At 38.5% G+C, this 2,595-nt stretch carries 2 protein-coding genes and 2 pseudogenes; all 4 read right to left on the reverse strand.

Annotation, left to right across the window (positions count from 1 at the left end; all coding sequences use genetic code 11):
- Positions 1-349, reverse strand: a pseudogene (locus RDQ32_RS11035) (GNAT family N-acetyltransferase); the annotation flags it as partial.
- 31 nt (positions 350-380) lie between these two features.
- Complete coding sequence (locus tag RDQ32_RS11040; protein WP_308580535.1) at positions 381-1,004, reverse strand: DNA alkylation repair protein; 624 nt, start codon at positions 1,002-1,004, stop codon at positions 381-383.
- Positions 1,005-1,101: 97 nt separating this feature from the next.
- Positions 1,102-1,293: pseudogene (locus RDQ32_RS11045) on the reverse strand (SdpI family protein); the annotation flags it as partial.
- A 26-nt stretch (positions 1,294-1,319) separates the two neighbouring features.
- On the reverse strand, positions 1,320-2,225 hold the full coding sequence (locus tag RDQ32_RS11050) for a 2-dehydropantoate 2-reductase N-terminal domain-containing protein (RefSeq protein ID WP_308580536.1): 906 nt from the start codon (positions 2,223-2,225) through the stop codon (positions 1,320-1,322).
- Positions 2,226-2,595: the final 370 nt, after the last annotated feature.

The raw sequence follows: 2,595 nt of genomic DNA on the forward strand, positions 1-2,595 counted from the left end.
TAATAATAGCGCTCCCTTTCCCTTTTCCGGACTCTTTACTGTCCATCATAAACAAACCGATGAAAATCGTATCTTCTTCCGGAAAGGAGAGAATAAAGTCCATAATGGCAATCAAGCGGTCTTTTTCAAAAAAACCGATATAGAATTTATCCTCAAGGCTTTTCCCCTCCGGTAATGCCTTTAAATCATTCAACACCGTTTCCCTACATGGCTTTGGTGGACAATACGCAAAGTACAGGGGATTACCGTACTCCAAATTTAAGATTCTGGAGATATCCTCTTCCCCCATTTTTTTAATTTTGTATTTTGTAGATAGTTGGCTGATATTCAGCATACCTCTTCCGGCCATTTCCACTTTACCTCATTATGCATGTGTGATCTTAATTCTTCTTGATCAATTTGCTCGCCAAGTGATAAACCTGTTTGATTTCTTTGCTATCCAAGGACCAAGTCTCCACTTCTTTACGAATAAACTCCGGAAATTTCTTACTGATATCTCGTAAAGCATTGCCCACAGATTTTCTGACATATTCACTGGGATCCGCTTTTAAAGCGGCTAAACGACGAATGGCTTCTTCCGGGTGATCTTTAAAATAGGCTCTGCTTGTCCAGATTCTAAGCCCTTCCGTAACGGCTCTTCTAGCATTCGGCTCAGGGCTTTGTAGCCATTCCGTAATCGTGAGGAGGGCTTTTTCCATTCCGATTTTCTTACAATAGGTATCAAAGGACTTCGCTAAAATCTCCTGCACTCTCCAGTTCTCATCCTTTGTAACTTCTTCCTTCATAAAATGGAGGATTTCTTCATCTTCAGATAAGTAGCCGAAAAGAAATACCCCATACATCCTTACTTGATAAACAGGAGATTGAAAAGCTGCAAATGCCAAAGCCTTGCTGTAAGCAAAGTCATGGGACTGAAAATCCTGTAAAGCTCTACTTTCTTCCGTCTTGAAACCGTTTTCTATCGAAGAAAATTCCTGTTCTAATGCGGCAATATATTCCTTCAAATCTGCTCACCTCCTTAAGAGATTTGGTCTTCCTTTTTCTATATTGCACTGACAAATCTCACTCAAAAAGCTCCGTCAATTCTGTTTATCTTCTCTAAAGATACCACGCTTTCCCAAAATATTGATTCGCAAATCTCCATGTTTCCTCATTCATCATTGACCTTTTTGTTCGGTATCCGTATACATAATTAATTTCTTTCGGTGTTTTCCTGAAAAGTAGCCATCCGAAGAAAATCATAGTTAACGGAATAAGTAAAACCATAATGAACATGAATATCCAGAATCCCATTTGAAATTCCTCCATTACTTTTACTTCTAAAGCATTGATTCAGCCTCAGTTATACTTGTAACCTTTTGCATGTACTCATAAAATTTCTTGTGTAATTCTCTCATTTCATCCGGTGCATTTATCGAATGTTGATACATGAACTTTTCGCCGAAAGTACTTCTATATACAAAGGACATAATAAAAGTCAATATCGGCAGCGGCACAAACAAAAAGATATTCATTTTCCATGGGGATAACTTACCGCAGTTTTTCCTCACAAATTGGAGGTTTCGTTTTAGAGCTTTTGCTGTCTTACGCATAATCTTGTGTTCATAGCCGGCTTTTGCGGGGTTATCCGCTTCATAATATGCATCTGCAATAGGAACTACCATTGCAAGATGACAAAGCTGCCAAATGTGCATATCTTTCACTATCTGATATGGAATAGACGATTGCTTAAAAATCAAAGAAAGGCATCTTACTCTATCCGTTCTCATTCCGGAAATCTCTGCAAAAGTAGTCGGTTGAATGATTTTCGGAGTAAGCGTGGCATCCAATACATCATCCTTAATCCTTCCTCCTGCGCCCGGAAATGCCGGAAGGATTTTGCCTTTCCCACAAATATTCTCCCATTCCTTGTAGTCATCCATAGAATTTGTCATTGTTACAATGCATTTGCTATTATTGGTTTTCAGTTCCTCAAGCGCCTGATATAACTGATTCTCTCTGACTGTCAAGAATATAAAATCATATTTGTCATCATCCTTGAGTTCAGACAAAACAGAAACATTTGCTTTTGTAACTTTTTCTCTTTTCAAATAAAGAAGCCCCTTTTTCTTGAGTGTTTCCAGTCTGGCTCCTCTTGCATAAACAGTAGTATCAAAACCCGCTTCGGCAAAAAGCGAGGCATACAGCGAGCCTATCACTCCCGGACCAAATATGAGTAATCTCACTTACAGACTCCTTTCTGTCCCATACAAGATATCCGCCCATCATGGATTTTATGGCAATATCACCTGCTACGGGAAATGCCTCACGAACAAATTCAATTTCAAAGTCTATAATAACACGGTGAATCCTCCTTTTACCACTGTGCTCAAAGCAAGTAATCGTAAATTTCCTCCGAGTTCCAGTATAAAAAAGGAAATGGCGGCTTGAAATAGTTTCATTTTAACCTTCTCTTTCACACTAATTGGAAATCTTCCAAATAGTTGCTTTATTTTTCATGCTTATCAAGGTTTTATACAAACCTCCCTGCTTCATCAGTTCTTCATGATTTCCTCGTTGTTCTATTTTCCCGTTATTTAAAACTAAAATCTGATC

The sequence above is a fragment of the uncultured Oribacterium sp. genome (genome assembly GCF_902481605.1).
Classification (GTDB): Bacteria; Bacillota; Clostridia; order Lachnospirales; family Lachnospiraceae; genus Oribacterium; species Oribacterium sinus.